This window comes from Candidatus Nitrosotenuis uzonensis, assembly GCF_000723185.1.
Taxonomy (GTDB): domain Archaea; phylum Thermoproteota; class Nitrososphaeria; order Nitrososphaerales; family Nitrosopumilaceae; genus Nitrosotenuis; species Nitrosotenuis uzonensis.
Genome location: NZ_CBTY010000009.1, coordinates 1 through 16,585, shown reverse-complemented (window position 1 = coordinate 16,585; position 16,585 = coordinate 1). Strand labels below are relative to the sequence as shown.

At 39.5% G+C, this 16,585-nt stretch carries 19 protein-coding genes and 1 pseudogene; 12 read left to right on the top strand and 8 right to left on the bottom strand.

Translation table 11 applies throughout. From position 1 onward, the window contains the following. Positions 1-52: 52 nt before the first annotated feature. Positions 53-1,003, top strand: coding sequence for a DHHA1 domain-containing protein (locus NITUZ_RS05220; protein ID WP_081844881.1), 951 nt, complete (start codon positions 53-55; stop codon positions 1,001-1,003). Here the strand turns inward: NITUZ_RS05220 and NITUZ_RS05215 are convergent. Together NITUZ_RS05215 and NITUZ_RS05210 are read right to left on the bottom strand one after the other, a co-directional pair. Beyond that, positions 993-1,454: a RidA family protein gene (locus tag NITUZ_RS05215; protein WP_048196163.1), complete on the bottom strand. Its 462-nt coding sequence runs from the start codon at positions 1,452-1,454 to the stop codon at positions 993-995. The genes NITUZ_RS05220 and NITUZ_RS05215 overlap by 11 nt on opposite strands. A gap of 31 nt (positions 1,455-1,485) precedes the next feature. Beyond that, the gene (locus NITUZ_RS05210) at positions 1,486-2,643 is read right to left on the bottom strand and encodes a TrmB family transcriptional regulator (protein ID WP_048196890.1); all 1,158 of its coding nucleotides are present in this window, start codon (positions 2,641-2,643) and stop codon (positions 1,486-1,488) included. A gap of 160 nt (positions 2,644-2,803) precedes the next feature. Between NITUZ_RS05210 and NITUZ_RS05205 the strand changes: the two genes are divergently transcribed. The 6 genes and pseudogenes from NITUZ_RS05205 (at position 2,804) to NITUZ_RS05180 (ending at position 10,455) form a co-directional block, all read left to right on the top strand. Beyond that, positions 2,804-3,361, top strand: coding sequence for a hypothetical protein (locus NITUZ_RS05205; RefSeq protein WP_048196161.1), 558 nt, complete (start codon positions 2,804-2,806; stop codon positions 3,359-3,361). Positions 3,362-3,375: 14 nt separating this feature from the next. Then, positions 3,376-3,864: a hypothetical protein gene (locus tag NITUZ_RS05200; protein ID WP_048196158.1), complete on the top strand. Its 489-nt coding sequence runs from the start codon at positions 3,376-3,378 to the stop codon at positions 3,862-3,864. A gap of 1 nt (position 3,865) precedes the next feature. After that, positions 3,866-5,065 carry an AAA family ATPase gene (locus NITUZ_RS05195; RefSeq protein WP_048196156.1) on the top strand — a complete coding sequence of 400 codons (1,200 nt, stop codon included), beginning with the start codon at positions 3,866-3,868 and terminating at the stop codon, positions 5,063-5,065. Between the two features lie 46 nt (positions 5,066-5,111). Continuing rightward, positions 5,112-6,290, top strand: coding sequence for a glutamine-hydrolyzing carbamoyl-phosphate synthase small subunit (gene carA / locus NITUZ_RS05190; protein WP_048196154.1), 1,179 nt, complete (start codon positions 5,112-5,114; stop codon positions 6,288-6,290). Further along, positions 6,280-9,540 (top strand): annotated as a pseudogene (gene carB, locus NITUZ_RS05185) (carbamoyl-phosphate synthase (glutamine-hydrolyzing) large subunit). The gene carA and the pseudogene carB overlap by 11 nt, the downstream one beginning before the upstream one ends. 279 nt (positions 9,541-9,819) lie before the next feature. Continuing rightward, positions 9,820-10,455 carry a hypothetical protein gene (locus tag NITUZ_RS05180; RefSeq protein WP_155991384.1) on the top strand — a complete coding sequence of 212 codons (636 nt, stop codon included), beginning with the start codon at positions 9,820-9,822 and terminating at the stop codon, positions 10,453-10,455. 14 nt (positions 10,456-10,469) lie between these two features. Here NITUZ_RS05180 and NITUZ_RS05175 read toward each other — a convergent pair whose 3' ends face one another. Continuing rightward, on the bottom strand, positions 10,470-10,943 hold the full coding sequence (locus NITUZ_RS05175; protein WP_052370095.1) for a universal stress protein: 474 nt from the start codon (positions 10,941-10,943) through the stop codon (positions 10,470-10,472). 36 nt (positions 10,944-10,979) lie between these two features. Next, entirely contained in the window at positions 10,980-11,129 is a 150-nt protein-coding gene (locus NITUZ_RS09825) for a CxxC-x17-CxxC domain-containing protein (protein ID WP_081844909.1), read from the bottom strand. A gap of 104 nt (positions 11,130-11,233) precedes the next feature. Between NITUZ_RS09825 and NITUZ_RS05170 the strand changes: the two genes are divergently transcribed. Continuing rightward, on the top strand, positions 11,234-11,623 hold the full coding sequence (locus tag NITUZ_RS05170; protein ID WP_048196150.1) for a hypothetical protein: 390 nt from the start codon (positions 11,234-11,236) through the stop codon (positions 11,621-11,623). An 11-nt stretch (positions 11,624-11,634) separates the two neighbouring features. Here NITUZ_RS05170 and NITUZ_RS05165 read toward each other — a convergent pair whose 3' ends face one another. Further along, complete coding sequence (locus tag NITUZ_RS05165) at positions 11,635-12,384, bottom strand: metallophosphoesterase (protein WP_155991381.1); 750 nt, start codon at positions 12,382-12,384, stop codon at positions 11,635-11,637. A gap of 34 nt (positions 12,385-12,418) precedes the next feature. Here NITUZ_RS05165 and NITUZ_RS05160 point away from each other — a divergent pair, with 34 nt between their 5' ends. Further along, complete coding sequence (locus NITUZ_RS05160; RefSeq protein ID WP_048196148.1) at positions 12,419-12,715, top strand: hypothetical protein; 297 nt, start codon at positions 12,419-12,421, stop codon at positions 12,713-12,715. A gap of 7 nt (positions 12,716-12,722) precedes the next feature. On the opposite strand, the gene NITUZ_RS05155 is transcribed toward NITUZ_RS05160, so the two are convergent. Both NITUZ_RS05155 and NITUZ_RS05150 read right to left on the bottom strand, forming a co-directional pair. Then, a complete protein-coding gene (locus tag NITUZ_RS05155) occupies positions 12,723-12,917 on the bottom strand; it encodes a DUF1059 domain-containing protein (RefSeq protein WP_048196147.1) in 195 nt (64 codons plus the stop codon). Positions 12,918-12,992: 75 nt separating this feature from the next. Next, a complete protein-coding gene (locus NITUZ_RS05150; protein WP_048196145.1) occupies positions 12,993-13,289 on the bottom strand; it encodes a hypothetical protein in 297 nt (98 codons plus the stop codon). An 82-nt stretch (positions 13,290-13,371) separates the two neighbouring features. On the opposite strand from NITUZ_RS05150, the gene NITUZ_RS05145 reads away from it, so the two are divergent. Continuing rightward, positions 13,372-13,668, top strand: coding sequence for a V-type ATP synthase subunit F (locus NITUZ_RS05145; RefSeq protein ID WP_048196144.1), 297 nt, complete (start codon positions 13,372-13,374; stop codon positions 13,666-13,668). On the opposite strand, the gene NITUZ_RS05140 is transcribed toward NITUZ_RS05145, so the two are convergent. Further along, entirely contained in the window at positions 13,665-14,372 is a 708-nt protein-coding gene (locus tag NITUZ_RS05140) for a hypothetical protein (protein WP_052370094.1), read from the bottom strand. The two genes, NITUZ_RS05145 and NITUZ_RS05140, sit on opposite strands and share 4 nt — an antisense overlap. Before the next feature lie 128 nt (positions 14,373-14,500). Here NITUZ_RS05140 and NITUZ_RS05135 point away from each other — a divergent pair, with 128 nt between their 5' ends. After that, positions 14,501-15,526, top strand: coding sequence for a zinc-dependent dehydrogenase (locus NITUZ_RS05135; RefSeq protein ID WP_048196141.1), 1,026 nt, complete (start codon positions 14,501-14,503; stop codon positions 15,524-15,526). Positions 15,527-15,633: 107 nt separating this feature from the next. Then, positions 15,634-16,585 (top strand): 3-hydroxy-5-phosphonooxypentane-2,4-dione thiolase (gene lsrF / locus NITUZ_RS05130; RefSeq protein WP_048196138.1); only part of this gene is annotated, 952 nt, incomplete at its 3' end.

Below are 16,585 nucleotides of genomic sequence, written 5' to 3'. Positions count from 1 at the left end.
AGCGAAAAAAACCTCAAAATCTACAAGATCTAAAATCCTGTGCTTATCGCACATGGAAGATGCAGACGGAATTAGCTCTGCCGCACTTATTCGCCAAGCATTTGGCGGTGAAACCGTTTTGGTGGATTATCCTGGATTAATGCCTGCACTTGAAGCCCTTGAACATGATGAAAAACTCAAGTCGTTATACATATGTGACCTTGGTTTGAGCAAAAACAATCAAGATCAATTTGTAGAAATTCTGTCTTCGTTAAAAAAGAAAAAGGTGGCTATAACATATGTTGATCATCATGACATTGATCCGGAGATTGTAAAGAAATTACAAAAGGCAAAAATCAAAATAATTCACGATGTTAATGAATGTACTACGGTTCAAGTATACGGTGCATTCAAATCTAAACTATCTGATCACGCCGCGTTCATAGCTGCATGCGCTGCAATAACTGACTATATGGAAGATAGGCCGAAGGGATCTAGGCTACTACAGATTTATGACCGACAGTTTGCATTAATATCTGCAACAGTTCTTACGTACAACATAGTTGGACACCAAAAGGATCCTGACTATCTGTTGTACCTTGTAGAAATGCTTAGTGAATCAAAATATCCGCATGAAATTCCAAACTCTTTTGAGTTTGCACAAATTCAAGTTGAAAAGTTAGCCACCATGATAGAGAAGGTCAAAAAATCTCTTAAGAAAATGAAGAATCTTGGTTATATGGAAATCATTGATGCTGGTGCAAGTGGAGCCGTGAATTTTGTATTGGGCTTATCTGGGAAAGATGTAGGTGTGGCGTACAAAGAAAGAGTTGATCATGGAATCTATGCCGTATCGATTAGGGGTTCGAAATCGTGCTCCATTCATCTTGGCCGACTTGTAAACTCGCTTGCTCAGGATTTTGGCGGTTCAGGAGGAGGTCACGATAAAGCATGTGGTGCAGTCATACCAAAAGACAAAATCATATCATTTATCAAGGCCCTTAACACAAAACTTAACCAGTAGAAATCTCGGCTATCATATCAATTTCTACGGTGGAATTAAGCGGCAAACTCGATGCACCTATTGCAATTCTTGAATGTTTTCCACTCTCTCCAAAAATCTCAAATAGAAAATCAGATGCGGCATTGATTATCTTTGGCTGTTCTGAAAAACCTGCATCGGAATTTACAAATCCTGACACTCTGAGAATTCTTGTAATTCTCTCCAAGCTGCCCAGGTTTGCCTTTAACTGAGCCAAGATGTTGATTGCACAGAGTCTGGCTGCTTGTTGGGCCTCTTGTATGGATTTCTCCGTGGGGACTCTGCCTGTAAACATCACTTTTCCGTCTTGTATTGGAATCTGTCCTGACACAAATGCAAGATTCCCAGATACTACCACGGGCACATACGAGCCTGCCGGTTTTGGAGGGATTGGTAAAACAATTCCAAGTCTCTTTAGATTGTCTTCAATCACAAGATGTGTGTGTCTTGTATGGTTTTTAGTTTTATTGGTCTATCTTTATGTGCACAAATTCGCCTCTATGGGAGTCGGAACGATAGATCAACTTTGAATGGTATCCTTTTTGTTCAAGATAGTTCTCAAGTAGCATTGCCCACGGTAGTGAATGTCCACTGTTAAGTTTCGATTCTAGTATGATGTTTTTTGATCTTTCGTCATACTGGGCACTTCCTGAACATGTTATTTCTAGCGTAGAGTTTACCAGATCAAGAATCTGTTCAAACGTTTTATCTTTTAATGAGATACCATTTTTTTCTAAAAATTTTACATAATCGACGAGTTTTATTTTGGAACCTATGATGGAGTTGAGCGTGAATCCCAAACCATTCTCGTTTACGATGTTGATTATTCTACACACTTCAAGCGCTTGACTCTTTGTCATCTCAGTCAAATTATCAATTTTGAGTGCATCTTTCCATATCTGATCAAACAATCTTGTCTGATTTGCGCCCAAGACGTCTGTAGATGAAAACACCGCCCCTCTGCCATTTGTATTGTCAATCAACAATAGCTCCGTATCATCGAAGATAAAACAATTCTGAATAATCTCAGAAGATCTAATCTTGATTCCTTCCGGCATTGCCCTGAATGATTCACTTCCAATTACTTGGGTTGGAATAATCAGACGCACGTCCAAATCTCTTCTGAGTACTGATAAGAGTTCTTCTTTACATTCTGCTAATATACTCATGCCCCACGCATCCGTGGTTATACACATTGATGATTTTGCGCCACCAATCATCGTTCTTAGCTGCTTTACAACATAGTTTGAATGAAGATGAAAGTACCTTTTCTCCTCAGCTCCTCTTGCCTTTTTACTCTCCTCGCTTATTTTCTTGAGTTTTGATACAAGGGTATTCATTGCATCAACTTTGTTTATCTGTTCATGAACAATTTCATCAAATGCATCCTCTGGCGCAATACCGGTGCACATGACAGGCTTACTTTTTGATATAATTGCAAGTTTTTTCTGCTGCAGCTTTAGTAATACTGGATAGACTTTGGTTCTAGGAAGTTCGGCATAATATGCAACTTCGCTAGCCGAAATTGTCCCATGCGTTATAAGTGCAACATATGCTCTTGCCTCGTATTTTGATAGTCCAAATTCTTCTAAACTCACGGTTAGCCCATGTTCTTTTGCCATCACGTTTTCTTTGAAGATTATTAGGTAAAATCCATTGTCAATTTCATTGAACAAAACCTTGAAAAAAAACTCCAGATGTAACCGCAGCGTATTGTTACTGCGGTTAACCTAAAACTTGGTACACCGCTCTAATATAGATAAACCCTGTATGTGATCAGACATGGTCGCAAGCTCGGTATTTGTAAATAACAAAGTTCAGATTCTCCCAAATCCATACGCATTGACAATAAAGCCCCGTCTTCAATATTCTTCGTTTTTGGCTGATTCAATACTACAAAAACTCTACAGAGAGCAAAACCAAATACAAGAGTCTAATCAAGCATTATATCATGAAGTAACGTCTTGGAGGGATAATGCTCAGCTAAAACGACAGGTTGAACATGAAGTCACCGTCACCATGTCAGTAGAGGTGGTCAAACTAATAAGACAAAAGCTTGCATCTGTGTCTCAGATGAGCAATCTTGCTCAAACCGTCTCACCTTTAATATCTGTGATACGTATGGTTAACTCTAATCTCTATCTTAAAATGCCACATGTCAGCCAGGATCTTATAGAGCTTTCCGGGCTTTTGGGCAGCATAGTGATGGATTCAGGAAGTCTGATTGAAGCCAAATTTGACTTTAAGCAGACCAATCTGGAATCTAAACAAATACTTGCTGAAGTAAATTTGATAGTGGAATCTAAAATCCGCACCTCATACCCTAATCTAAATTTGTAAAAAGGTCTATCATTATGAAATCCTTTGAAACAGGTCGCCTAGAACAGGATGTGGAAAAGATCAGGCAGCTCTCAAATCTTGTAAAGAAAAGAATACTCGAATCAAATCCAAGATATGAGCGTAAAATCAATAATCTCACGAATGAAGAATTGGAGGATTTTGATACTATTCTGTGCCTGGCGGAGCAAATCCTGATGAAATACCAACAAAAAAAGGACACGTACGCGCTCCTCAAGGAATTCACAGAGATGATGAGGAATTGGTCGTGTTCTTTAGAGGGTATAAACGATTCAATTAATGAACTTATAATTTCAGCCCAATATTCTGTATCTGAAATCAAGACTGTTCAAAATGATGTTTCATCAAGCCTCTCACTTGAGCGCAAAAAACACTGTGCACAAACTGCAAATAATGGTACAATAAATTTAACAAAATCTGTTACACCTGTTTACACACCAGAATACCTACAAAATCCTCAAGCCCAATATGAGCAGGTAGTGTAAAATGAGTCTAGCACCACAAGAATTAGAAAACAATGCAAGCAAGTACGCATCTGATGCAATACGACTTGATTCCCAAGGGGCAAGAGGTATGGCAATTGCAAACTACCAAAAAGCTATCGACGCTCTTGTAAAATTAATCCACTTGTATCCTGATAACAAATTAAACAAGGTCTATACGGAACGATGCAGATCATACGAAAATCGAATAAAAGCACTTCAGATGACACATGGTGTAGACATCGAGCCTGCTGTGGACCCCAAAGCAACACCAGCCGAACAAAAGGCTCAGCTTGAGAAGAAAAAGGACGAAGATGACTTTGATGATATGATAATGAAGGAAAAGCCAGACGTAACATGGAAAGAAGTGATAGGACTTGACGATGCAAAAACTGCTTTACGTGAATCAATAGTATATCCAACCCAAAGGCCGGATTTATTCCCGCTTGGATGGCCGCGTGGCATACTACTGTATGGCCCTCCTGGCTGCGGAAAGACGGTATTGGCCGCTGCAACTGCCAACGAAATTGACGGCTACTTTATTGTAGTTGATGCAGCCTCGATGATGAGCAAATGGCTAGGCGAAGCAGAAAAGAACGTATCTAAGGTGTTCAGACTTGCTAGAGGTTATGCCGAAAAAGAAAACAAACCTGTAATATTGTTTATAGATGAAATTGATTCACTTCTTGGCAACAGAAATTCTGAAGTCGGAGGCGAGGTTAGAACAAAAAACCAATTTCTCACAGAAATGGACGGAATAAATGGCAAGGGCAAAGACATTAAACTATACGTGATTGGGGCTACTAACAAACCATGGAGCCTTGATTGGCCATTCTTAAGGAGATTCCAAAAGAGGGTTTACGTACCGCTTCCGACACTTGAGGCAAGGGAAGCTCTTTTTGAGTTGTATACTGCGCAGCTGAAAAAGGATGATAGGGTAAGACCATCAGAGCTAGCAAAGATCTTTGATGGTTATTCAGCATCTGATATTAAGGATATTTGTCAGGGTGCACAATTAAGAATAGTAAATGAATTGTTCAGCAACCCAGCATACCACGAACCCGTAGCAGGTGAAGCGCCTCCACAACCAAGAGAGCTTAACATGACTGACTTTAGGGAGATAATGACTAGACGAAAGCCAAGCGTTTCGATGGATATGATCCGAGCTTACTACAAGTGGAGTGAACAATTCAAAGCATTATAGCGTTTTTAGTGCGATCACAACACATAAAACTTAAATTTACAAGTAAATCCACATTTCGAGGGTCACAATTTCAGTAAAAAAAGCCCAATGGGCAAACAAACACGGAAAACTGGTTTTAGCAGATGGTACCGTTTTTGACGGGTTGGGATTTGGATACCCAAAGACCATCTTTGGCGAACTTGTGTTTAATACGGGTATGGTAGGTTATACAGAAACCCTGACGGATCCATCATACGCAGGCCAAATACTGACTTTAACATATCCACTGATCGGTAACTATGGCGTCCCAGATCCAGACGTGACTGACGAGTCGGGCATACCTGAGTTTTTCGAATCTGACAGAATTCAGGCACGAGGCCTTGTCATCCACGAGCTCTCTGAAATAGCAAGTCACTGGAATCTGAAAATGACGCTTGATGAATGGTTATACAAACAAGGCGTTCCAGGCATATCTGGAATAGATACCCGCAGTTTAACTAAAAAACTACGAACCAGTGGTGTCATGATGGCCGCATTAGCAGTGTCAGATTCTGAAATAGACGTGGATACAGTTAAAGAGCAACTCTCACAAGCAAATCCGTACACCTCAGAACAATTCATGGATACTGTATCGATAAAACAACCACAGATATTTGGCACTGAAAAAGACTGTGTAGTCATTATAGACACTGGTGTTAAGAACGCCATATTGCGAAACGTGCGCAATCTTGGATACAAAGTAGTGAAGCTTCCTTGGAATGCAACAATTGATCAAGTGTTATCATACAATCCAAAAGGGGTTATACTGAGTAACGGCCCGGGTGATCCAGAAAAATGCCCTCAGACAATTCAAACAGCAAAACAACTGATTGAAAAGAATATACCGACACTTGGAATCTGTCTTGGGGCACAGATAATAGGACTTGCTGGAGGAGCAACTACGTACAAGCTCAAATACGGTCACAGAGGCCAGAATAAATCCTGTGTAAATCTTAGCAACAACCAAGTTTATGTAACCAGCCAAAACCACGGTTATGGAATTGATCCAAATTCCCTCAAGAACACTGATTTTGATTTATGGTTTACCAACGCAGACGATGATACCGTTGAAGGCATTCGACATAAAAACAAAAAGATCATTGCAGTACAGTTCCATCCGGAAGCTTCTCCAGGACCATATGATTGCAAGTATGTGTTCGAGGAGCTTGACAATCTCATAAAGGAGGGGGAGACTAATAAAAAATGAGCAACTAAAGAAAATTTTGGTGTTGGGTAGTGGGGCAATCAAAATCGGAGAAGCAGGCGAAAGTCGCAAAAACGACCGCTAATTCGACTACTCCGGTAGCCAGTGCCTCAAAGCCATTCGCGAAGACGGTCTGAAAAGTGTACTTATCAATCCGAATATAGCAACGATTCAGACTGACACAAGATTTGCGGATAAAGTGTACTTACTGCCTGTTACTGTAGAGTATGTAAGCTCAATAATCGAGGCAGAACGCCCTGATGGAATAATGTTGGGTTATGGTGGGCAGACCGCATTAAACTGTGGTGTAAAATTGAGCGAACAGGGTATTTTGGACAAATATAACGTCCGTGTACTTGGAACTCAAATTCCTGGCATTCAAAAAACAGAAGACAGGCAACTATTCAAGGATTCGATGATACAATGCAATGTACCTGTTCTGAGAAGTAAAACTGTTAACACATTCGAGGATGCAAAAAAAGCAGCTGACGAACTAGGGTATCCTGTAATAATCCGGGTAGCATATACTCTAGGCGGCAAGGGTGGTGGTGTAGCACACAATGAATATGAGCTGCATGAGATTGTTGAACGAGGCCTCAATGCAAGTCTTGTGCATCAGGTTCTAATTGAAGAGTACATCGGCCACTGGAAGCAGATAGAATACGAGGTAATGCAAGATTACGAAGGAAATAACGTCATTGTATGTAATATGGAAAACGTGTTTTCCATGAGAGTGCACACAGGAGATAACGTTGTGATTGCGCCATCGCAAACGATAAACAACCGAGAATATCACATGCTGCGCTCAGCTGCACTTCGTGGAACAAAACATGTTGGAATTATAGGCGAGTGTAACATACAGTTTGCACTTGATCCACAGTCAGAAAGATATGTCGCAATCGAGATCAACCCTAGACTCTCAAGATCTTCTGCGCTTGCAAGCAAAGCTACTGGTTATCCACTCGCATACATGTCTGCAAAAATCGGTCTTGGACACTCTCTTCCGGAACTTGTGAACAGTATCACAAAGACAACTACTGCCTGTTTTGAACCATCCCTTGACTATGTGGTAATAAAGCATCCAAGATGGGACTTTACCAAGTTTGAAATGGCAAACCGCAAGCTCGGTCCAACCATGAAGTCTGTAGGTGAAGTAATGGCAATAGGAAGAACATTCGAAGAATCACTACAAAAGGCAATACGAATGCTTGAAATCGGTAACGACGGCCTTGTGCTAAACCGTATGAATGGCAATACGTATGATGTGGAAGATATCGAAAACCATCTATTGAATCCTAATGATCATATTCTGTACTATGTGGCCGCTGCAATAAAGAAAGGCATATCTGTTGAAAAAATATACAAATTATCGGCAATTGACCCATGGTTCATAGAAAAAATCAAAAACATCGTGAATATGGAATCAGAGCTGACAGAAAATGATCTAACAAAAGATCTTCTCAAGAGAGCAAAACAGATGGGATTTTCTGACAGGCAGATTGGAAGAGCAAAAAGTAAAGATGAGTTGGAGATAAGAAAGGTTAGAAAAGATCTCGGAGTGTTGCCTGTCATCAAACAGATCGATACCCTGGCAGCAGAATGGCCAGCAAAGACAAACTATCTTTACCTGACGTATGGTGGAAATGAAAACGATATCTCTGTAACTCCGGATCAACGTGGAGTTATAGTTCTGGGAGCAGGACCATATAGAATAGGTAGTAGTGTGGAATTTGATTGGGGTACGGTCAACATGGTCTGGGGACTAAAGGATAATGGGGAAGATAATGTGGTCGTGGTAAACTGTAATCCTGAAACAGTATCGACTGATTACGATATATGTAGCAGGCTGTATTTTGAGGAACTTACTCTTGAGAGAATCTTGGACATTGCAGAGTTTGAGAGTCCGAAAGGCATAGTGACTTCAGTTGGAGGGCAAACTGCAAACAATCTTACTCCAAATCTTGCAAAATATGGAATACGTCTCTTGGGCACCTCGGCAGATGATGTTGATAGGGCAGAAGACCGCTCAAAATTCAGCAGTGTGCTTGATAAACTACACATAAAACAGCCACCATGGCAAGCATTCACAAATTTTTCAGAAGCAAAATCATTTGCCACAAAAGTAGGGTATCCTGTTCTAGTTAGGCCGTCGTACGTTCTGTCTGGTGCTGCAATGAAAGTGGTCTGGTCACAAGAAGAGCTAACAAAATATGTGACTAATGCAACTACGTTGTCTCCAGATCATCCTGTCGTGATTTCTAAATTCATGCTTAACTCACTTGAAGTTGATGTGGATGGGGTATCTGATGGTAAGCGAGTTATAATAGGCGCAATAGTGGAACATATTGATGCAGCGGGGGTGCATTCTGGTGATGCTATGATGGTTATCCCGCCATGGAGACTGTCCAACAAACAAGTTGAAACAATAACTGATTATGCAAACAAGATTGCCAAATCATTCAATATTAAAGGGCCGTTTAACTTGCAGTTTCTGATAAATAATGATCAAGTATATGTAATAGAGCTTAACATACGTGCATCACGTTCAATGCCGTTTGTCTCAAAACTTATCAAAACAAATCTTATCAATCTAGCTGCAACTGCAGTTCTTGGAAAAGAACTACCGGACATACCGTCGGATAAATGGAAAAAAACACACACTTATGGAATCAAGGTACCTCAGTTCTCATTTATGCAGCTTGATGGGGCCGATATTGTTCTTGGGGTTGAAATGCAGTCTACGGGAGAGGCAGCCTGTTTTGGTGATAGTTTTTACGACGCACTCTCAAAAGGCTTAATTTCGGTTGGATATAACATGCCAAAACAAGGGACGGCACTTATAACAATAGGTGGTGCCGAAAATAAAGAAAAGTTGCTTCAAACCATGGCTTTATTGAAGAGTCTTGGATTCAAAATATTGGCAACAGAACACACTGCCGAGTTTCTATCGGAGAAGAACATATCGGACGTAGAGATAGTATACAAAATAAGCGAACCTGAACGCAAGCCGAACATTTCTGATCTTCTCTATCAGAGGAAAATCAATTTTATAATAAACATTCCTTCCACATCTACGCTTGAAAAATACGTGGGCATGTTGTATGATGAATATCAAATTCGTAGGAAAGCAATTGAGCTTGGAATTCCAGTTCTTACTACCACTGAACTGGCAGAATCATTCGTTAAGACACTAGATTGGTTGCATCACAACGAAACCACCAAAAAACCATTGGAGCCATACGACCCACTGTAGATGTTATTGAATATGCACTTCAATACATGCAACTACACATGAGCTCAAAAAAACACAGACGGGTACGTTATTTTCAAACCATTTAAAGCCGATAATTACAGTATTTGCTCACGGATCGTACAGAAAATCTGAGGGCGACGACCACTCGCCAGAGTCTTAACACTGCTCTTCAACCTCTGGCGAGTCCCTCACTTTCATACAAATGATTAGAAGGATTTATCAAATATTGAATGCATTTCTAATTGCGCTTTGAAATACGCCTTACTTGTTTTCATGGTGATGATAACATCGGTAGCTGGACTTACTACTGGAGAATATCTGTATGGTTTGCTACCATATGCACACGCAACAGAAAATCTCTTTTATGGCTCATCTGAGTTTGAAAGTCTTGCATCGACACAGCTTGACAATTCATCAATTTTTCAGATAAACATACAATATGATGTAGGGCCTAATGAAATATTTAACGCCAAGCCAATATTTTCTTTTTATCCTGAGAGTGTAACCTCTTTTGTAAGAATAGAAGAAGGTTCCATCGACCGACTTACTCGTGGTAGTACTGGAACAATCACAAATGCAATTACTGTTGATTCGGAATTCTATCTCAATAATATATTCATCAGTGTGTATTTTGCTGGAACTGATGATGAAGGAAATTATTATGAAAGTGGATGGATTGATTCTGTTTTAATGGAAATAGGCCAACAAAGCACCCCAATAATTCCTCCTGTGACAAACAATCAAGATCATCTGAAATCTCTACCGCCGCTAAAGCAGATGCGGGCTGGAATCGCTCCTGAAGATATTACTTGCAAGGAAGGCTTTGTCATCGCTATAAAGACTAGCAATGGAAATCCCTCGTGTATGAAACCGGGAACAAAAGCCAAACTACTTGAGCGTGGCTGGGTTAGTTGACAAGTGCAGTCTGTCTAATCTCTAAGCGAGAGAACAGGAACGCTTACTTTTTCAAGTATTGCCCGTATGATATCTGCAGAAAGGTCTATGTCATATTGTGGTTCATGAGGGTAATCCATTATTAGCAGGTCTATCCTGTTTGATTTTACATAGTCTGTGACCCAGTCAGTTATTGCATCAGTTAGCACGAGCTTGGTAGTGACCTGCACATTCGCGTTATTGGCAAACGTTTGCAATTTTTTGAGGGATTCTAATGATTTTGCCTTTTGTTTGGCAACACTTTCTTTGTCTGCTTTAGTTTCAAAGAAGTGAAATCGTGGCGGGTGTTTATACACACAATCGACAGCAAAAATATTAGAGTTGAACTTTTTAGCGATCCCCAGTCCTACAAGAAATGATTTTGCTTTTATTTTAGGCCCTACAAAAACTACTAAAATGTGTTTGAACATAGTTGTACTGTGCTCGTATACTATTTTGCTCTTTTGCATTAAAAAATAAAAATTCAGTAAAAATATTGTTTAATGTTAATATCTTCTCTGAAATCGTGGTTTTTGGTGCTTTGGAAAACACTCTCTACAATAGACTGGTCTGTCTGGTTTTGGTTCAAAAGGTACCTCGGACTGTTTACCGCAGTCAGAACAAGTACACGGGTACAATTTTCTGTCGTATGACATGATTAGCTCATATGTACACTCAATAAGAATGATTGTATTTATATCGAATTTTGACGTTGTTTTCTTCATGCCAACAATTATTAGACATCGTGCAAGGTAAATGCATGCCAAAATCGCGACAAGACCATACATCGCTAGTTAAGAGTCTAATTGATCATTTCACTAGCAACGGGCTTGAAATTCAGTACGCAAATTATGATGGGTATGAAAAACCGTTTGTGATTAACAGACATGCTCCAGACATTATTGCATTTGACCGTCAGAATCAACTTGGCTACATTGGAGAGGTAAAAACATGTTCTGAGCTTGTAGAGCAAACAACAAGAGAACAGTTTGAAGACTTTTCAAACAAGTTGATGAAAAGTGGGAAATCCGAACGTGTAAAATTACCTCTTTTTATTGCTGTTCCACATGAATGCGAGTCCAAAATTCCTCAGACTTTGCGTGATTACAAACTAGACAGCAGAAAAAACATACACGTAATAGGCTTCTGACTTTAAACTACTCATAAAACTTGCGGTAATAACGATTCATCGCCAATTATGGTACCATCTAACGTGACAAGCTTGGCAGATACTGAACTTCGGATCTTTTCTATTATGGGAGAAATCGATTTTCTATACTGTGTTTTCTTAGTCGCATAAAAATATCTGTTAAAAGAAGGAACTATGATGATTTCAAGCTGACCACTCTTTGATGGAAACAAGTTTTCTTTTTTTGTTTTCAACGAAATCCATATTTGCTGGCCATTGAGGATTGAATTCTCGTCAAAGAAGACAGGGTGAACATGACCTATGATTATTTTATCTACTTCTGCAAAGTTTTCTGATGGCAATGTATGCCCATGTGTTAATAACGTATTCTCAATTATCATGCCTGCTGAGCTTATTAGATTGATATTTTCTGGAATAAGCTGCTGTATATTACCATCATGATTTCCTGGTATGATGGAAACGTCGGCCATATTGCTTAATTCCTTTAAAAATTTGGGAACCTCGTCCCACTCGTTATTTGAAATTCTGCTTATACTTGATTTGATATCACCTAAGAGTATGACCTCATCTGGTTTTTGCGATTTGATGATGTCATGCATCTCGTCTAACAGTTCCTGCAGTATTGTATTTCTACCCACAAAGATTTTTTTCTGAGCCAGTTCTGCTTCAAAACCTATGTGCATGTCAGTAACAATCAAATATTTTCTTGTTCCTTCTAACATCAGTGCTGGTTTTGATGGTATTGGCCTAGTTGTTGCCACCAAAAATATAGAGTTCGTTTAACATTAAATTCTTGTGGGCAAAGACAAAAAGGACATCATCATATCAGAAAAAAGAGTAAAACTACACATTTTTGCACCTAGCAGGAGACAGATATGGACAATAGTGGGAATGGGAAAAGAATATTGGATTGATCCTGATCTTGACTATTGCTCATGTGAAGGATATTATTTTGGCAGATTAAAGAACAAGAAGATGTGCTATCATCTTGATTCAATAAAAGAAGCAAATCGGGCAAATAACATAGAAGTGATCACATTCTCAGATTCAGAGTACTATGATTTTTTAAAAAGCCTTCTTGCAGAATTGTAATTTCTTACTATTCATTTTTTATAGAGTCTCTGGAATGACCCTTGTTGACTATCATTTGTATTATGGCATCCACCGAGTAGTCTATTCCATGTTCACTTTCAAAGTGGTCTCTGAGTTTCTTTATTAATGACAAGCTTTTCTGTCCTTCCAGAACAAAACCACACTCAAATCCATAGTCATTACATGAAAGTTTTATTGTCATCAAAGCTGAAAAAAAATTATTGGTTTATAACCTTTGTTCTACAATGTTAACTCATCATTTCAGATGTGGGTATTTTCAGATCTGTATTTTGAGTATGTCTTCTTTTGTTACTCCTTTCCATAACCCAATCATGCCGACCGGTTCGGCCGGTTCCACTTTGGTTATTTTTTGTATCTTGATATGATCTGGGTTGGGAGGCATCCACAACATTGCCATGTAATCTCCTACACTACCTACTTTATTTGGTACCGCAGTGACTATTTTTTCACGTTGGAATCCGTTTGCTATTAGGGCATCAACTGATTTCTGAAGCAGATCCATTCTCCCATGAACAAAAAGATAGACATCTTTTGTCGTGTCTATTTGTGACATCTGCGATTGATATCAAATGATGTTAAATCAATGTTTCTGAGTTGGAAAAACGGTTAAATTGGTACCTGAAACATGCACAAGTGTGAAAATAGTAACAGTTGGAAGTCGAATATTCGTGACGTCCTTTCAACTTGCTGGCGTTCAAGGTATTATAGCAGACAATCCACAAACCGCATTTTCCGAGATAAAAAAATTATCTGATGATCCGGATGTGGGGTTGGTGCTTGTAAGTGAAGATATTTCAACTCCTATTAACATGGATCTTACAAAACTACGTGCGACCAAATCAAAGCCCCTGATATTCTCGCTTCCATCAGCTGGCTCGGCCAAGCAAGAAGTTGATTACAGAAAGATGCTCAAGACAATCTTGGGCGTCTAAAGTCTATCGTATTTTGCATCCTCAAATTTGTTCTTATCTAACTTAGGCCCTCTTTTCGTATTTACGTAGGTTCCAATATACGCAATACCACCACAAATTATTCCTGCGGCAAACAACACGGCAAATGACATGATCGGCATCTTTACTGTCTCGATTATTGTTTCTTGCATATTTGTCACACCTGTTATTGAATTTGTAAACCCTGCCCCTACAAAGCCAGTGATTATTAACAAAATCGTGGTTGCCGCCCCGCCTACATTCGTTCCAATCAGATGAATCCATACCAAATAGTTCTTTGCACCCCGAATTGGACGGTCTAAATTTGATTCTAAATGATTATAGAATATTGCAGTAATAGCTATTGCTACGACTAGTGTGATATACATAAAGTATCCGAAAAAGAACCATTTGGCAGGACCATCAAGTGATAGTGATAGGAATTGAATTATGCTGATGTCTGAAAACATTACTTGCATTAAAATGAGCGAAACTGTCAAACCTGTTATTATTGAGCTCTGGATGATGGCAGATACAACAAAACGATTTCCCCATATGCTAGGTCTTTTCTTATCGGAAACTTCTAGAAATCGACGTCTCTCGGATTCTTTCTTCTCAATTTCTGCATAATCATAAAATTTCTTAAGCAATCTTGATTCTTCTTCCTCATCAAATCCCTCATAATTGGAACTATCCCACCGTGACATTGAGTACAGTGAATTGATTTTGATAATAATCGATTTTATGTTCGATCTGAACGGAATGTTTAATTTTTTTTACGAACCGTCAAAAATCAGTCAATGTAAATATAGCACAGATCTGGTAAAAATCACACATGAAAACAGCATTCGTAAAAGGCCCTTCAAGCGTTGAAGTTGTAGAATCAACAATATCGAAACTTGCCCCTGGTGAGATATTGGTAAAAATGCAATCTTGTGGGATATGCGGTTCTGACGTTGAAAAGGTGTTTGGCAAATACGGACAACCATCAATGCGCCTTGGACACGAACCTGCTGGAATAATAATTGCTGTGGGTGATAAGATTAGTGAATTCAAGGTAGGAGATAGAGTCTTCACACATCATCATGTACCTTGCTATTCATGCCATTTTTGTGTTCATGGTAATGAGACAATGTGTCAGAGATATTCTGATAGTAACTTGAATCCATGCGGACTGTCAGAAGAATATATCGTGCCTGAATGGAATGTATCTCATGGTGGGGTATTGAAAATCCCGGATCATATGTCATTTGATGAGGCAGCGATGATAGAGCCTTTGGCATGCTGTGTTCGGGCCTGGAATAAATTTTCGCATAGGCTTGGCGATTCAGCTGCCATATTCGGTACTGGTCCAACTGGAGTGATGCATGCTATGATCGCACAGTCAAATGGATTTTCTCAAGTTTTTTGCTTTGATGTAAATGACTTTAGATTGGACTTTGCAAGGCAGCTTGGTGCGTTACCATTAAAATCAGGTAGTGAAAACTCGATTGAAACCCTAACGTCAAATACTCAGGGGCATGGAGTGGACGTATCGATAATTGCCACTAGCCATCTTGGCGCTATAACAGATGCTATTGCATGCACAAGAAAAGGAGGCACGATTATACTGTTTGGTGTGCCAACAAAAGGAGCCACTATGAACATTGATATGAGTATCATTTATGCAAAAGAACTCACATTGGTTCCGACATACGCAGCGTCTGACATTGACACCAAACAAGCATTAGAACTAATCGCGACCGGTAAAGTTGATGTAAAAAAGCTAATTACCCATCGATATTCTCTTGCAGAATCACAAAAAGCATTTGAACATGCCCATACTGGTCAGAACGCCATGAAGATCATTATTCATAGTTAGACCTATGACGCATCTGTGTTATTTTATTCGTGAATCAAGCCAAAATTTGACAGAACCTGCTTGAGAAAAGATTAAGAAGGGTCCAAAATTTCCCAAATGCGATACATATGGATTGGGGTTTAAAAAACAGAATTTCAAGTATAATCAAACCGCAGAACAATCGTGGAGTTATGCTTGCCGTAGATCATGGCTATTTTCTTGGGCCTACAGAGAAGCTTGAGGTTCCACGAAAGACAATTGCACCGCTCTTAAAGTACTGTGATTCGTTGATGGTTACACGAGGTGTAGTGAGGACATCTGTTGACGCTACATATCCTGTTCCAATAGTACTACGAGTCTCTGGAGGCTCTAGCATAATTGGAGAAGATCTATCTAATGAAAAAATAACTACTAGCATAAAAGATGCCATAAGAATAAACGCAAGCGCTCTTGCTATGTCAATATTTGTAGGCGCAAAATACGAACACAATTCCTTGGTGGGCCTTGGAAATCTGGTAAATGAAGCAGAAGAATACGGTTTACCAGTTCTAGCAGTGACAGCAGTTGGTAAAGAACTTGAAAAGCGTGACGCACGATACTTATCGCTTTCATGCAGAATCGCCGCCGAATTTGGTGCACATATGGTCAAGACGTACTATTGTGACAATTTTGAGAAAGTGGTAAACAGCTGTCCAGTTCCTGTAATCATTGCAGGAGGACCTAAACTGCCTGAACGTGACGCACTAGCATTGACATACAATGCGCTTAAAGCAGGTGCTGCAGGAGTTGACATGGGACGCAATATTTGGCAATCACAATTCCCAATACCTATGATCAGAGCCGTACGCGCGATAGTTCATTCCAATTATAACCTGAATCAAGCATACGACTTGTTCAAAAAACTTTGTAAAGAATATCCTCAAAACAATAGAAATTCACAGCCTCTTACTGCAAGACTTCCACAAAAACAACAAAAGCCACAACAAAAACAACAAAAACCACAACAACAAAAACCACAACAACAAAAACCACAACAAAAACCACAACAAAAACCACAACAAAAACCACAACAAAAACCAC

Bases quoted from the DNA above. Each gene is read 5' to 3' on its own strand.
- NITUZ_RS05220 (WP_081844881.1), top strand. From the start codon at position 53: ATGGAAGATGCAGACGGAATTAGCTCTGCCGCACTTATTCGCCAAGCA.
- NITUZ_RS05210 (WP_048196890.1), bottom strand. From the start codon at position 2,643: ATGGCAAAAGAACATGGGCTAACCGTGAGTTTAGAAGAATTTGGACTA.
- NITUZ_RS05205 (WP_048196161.1), top strand. From the start codon at position 2,804: ATGGTCGCAAGCTCGGTATTTGTAAATAACAAAGTTCAGATTCTCCCA.
- NITUZ_RS05200 (WP_048196158.1), top strand. From the start codon at position 3,376: ATGAAATCCTTTGAAACAGGTCGCCTAGAACAGGATGTGGAAAAGATC.
- NITUZ_RS05195 (WP_048196156.1), top strand. From the start codon at position 3,866: ATGAGTCTAGCACCACAAGAATTAGAAAACAATGCAAGCAAGTACGCA.
- NITUZ_RS05180 (WP_155991384.1), top strand. From the start codon at position 9,820: ATGATAACATCGGTAGCTGGACTTACTACTGGAGAATATCTGTATGGT.
- NITUZ_RS05175 (WP_052370095.1), bottom strand. From the start codon at position 10,943: ATGCAAAAGAGCAAAATAGTATACGAGCACAGTACAACTATGTTCAAA.
- NITUZ_RS09825 (WP_081844909.1), bottom strand. From the start codon at position 11,129: ATGTCATACGACAGAAAATTGTACCCGTGTACTTGTTCTGACTGCGGT.
- NITUZ_RS05170 (WP_048196150.1), top strand. From the start codon at position 11,234: ATGCCAAAATCGCGACAAGACCATACATCGCTAGTTAAGAGTCTAATT.
- NITUZ_RS05155 (WP_048196147.1), bottom strand. From the start codon at position 12,917: ATGACAATAAAACTTTCATGTAATGACTATGGATTTGAGTGTGGTTTT.
- NITUZ_RS05150 (WP_048196145.1), bottom strand. From the start codon at position 13,289: ATGTCACAAATAGACACGACAAAAGATGTCTATCTTTTTGTTCATGGG.
- NITUZ_RS05140 (WP_052370094.1), bottom strand. From the start codon at position 14,372: ATGTCACGGTGGGATAGTTCCAATTATGAGGGATTTGATGAGGAAGAA.
- NITUZ_RS05135 (WP_048196141.1), top strand. From the start codon at position 14,501: ATGAAAACAGCATTCGTAAAAGGCCCTTCAAGCGTTGAAGTTGTAGAA.